The 1,290-nt window shown below is 63.6% G+C and carries 2 protein-coding genes; both read right to left on the bottom strand.

Features of this window, described 5'->3' with window-relative positions:
• On the bottom strand, positions 1 to 799 hold a 799-nt coding region (locus tag AC0MRV_RS20870), incomplete at its 3' end, for a hypothetical protein (RefSeq protein WP_472766462.1).
• A 60-nt stretch (positions 800 to 859) separates the two neighbouring features.
• A partial coding sequence (locus AC0MRV_RS20875; protein ID WP_472766463.1) for a hypothetical protein occupies positions 860 to 1,290 on the bottom strand: 431 nt, incomplete at its 5' end.

Below are 1,290 nucleotides of genomic sequence, written 5' to 3' on the forward strand. Positions count from 1 at the left end.
CCTCCTCGCCTTGCTTGATCGCGCCCATGACCACGACATAGGCATCGGCGATGGGTTCGGGTGAGGAGACCGAAAACGTGAGCTCCATGACGTCGGCGCCTTCGCCTTCCTCCACGCCCTGCATCCGGTCCAGCATGGTGGGGTCGGCGGTGCGGGAGGCGACGTCGAGCAGGGCATCGGCCATGTTGTCGGTGGCTTCAATCACGCCGGCATCGGCCTGGCGGAGGTCCGCAGCGACATCGCTCATGAAGCCATCCGCCACCGGATTGTTGAAGTCCATGCCGCCGCGGCCGCCGGCGACATACCCTTCGGGCGGTCCACCCTCGAGACCGGCCCGGGATACTTTGTCGTTTTCCTGAGCCACGTAGACCGAGCGGGCGATTTGCTGGGAAAACCGGGCTTCACTGGCCTCCAGCCGAGCGGCGTCGGCCTTCTCCTGCTGGTAAATGGCCATGTTGTTCTGCGTCGACATGTAGTGCATCTTCTTGTCGTTGCGCAGGGTGTAGGCGCGGTGCTGCTCGAAGTCTGTGATCGTGATCGGCGCGCGGCTGATCTTGGTCAGGTGTTTCCAACTGAAACTGCCTGTGTCGCGCAGCGGAACGGCGGGGCGCCCGGGTTCGTCGATGATCGCTTGGTTGGATGTGATCGCGTCGACGCGGCGATAGCCCTCCGCGTCGGAATCGCCCTTGAGCAGGAGGTCGACGCCAACAAAGAGTCGGTAGGGTTTCGCTTCCTGGGCGCAAAGCAGGGCAGCCGAGGCGCCAAAGGCGGAGAGAATCAGGCGGAGAAAAGCAGGCATGGGGCGGAGTTTCAGACGGCGGCGACGAAAGGTCGCAGGCCGGAGTGGTAAGGTTGGTGTTCAGGACATGGCGCCCGGACCGCAAACGGGGTTTCCTTGGCAAACGCCTGGTCGGGGAAACAGACTGCGGGTGGTTTCGACGCGGAGATGGTCGGGGGGCAATTGGCCGGACCGGGCAGGAAGGGGCCCCAGCGAGATCAAGGTCGGGAGGGAATGCAGGATCTTCATGGGGACAGGGGACGGCAGGTAAGGACCCCGGGCGGCGAACAAACCCTTCACCGCGAACTCGTGCAACCGGCCATGGCGACGGCGGGCCGCTCGTTCCTGGCCGAAGCCTTCGACAACATGGGGTGCAGCGACCGCATGGGTGAAATCATCAGCGTGCCCGACTTGATCGATTTCGACGAAGGTCGGATCGAGTAGGGCAGGAATCCGCCTGCCTTTCAGCGTTTCGCTACCTTCTTCGTGCCAGCAACCGCTCAGCGGAAGAA

Origin of the sequence: Actomonas spartinae, from assembly GCF_051209155.1 — a bacterium.
Taxonomy (GTDB): Bacteria; Verrucomicrobiota; Verrucomicrobiia; order Opitutales; family Opitutaceae; genus Actomonas.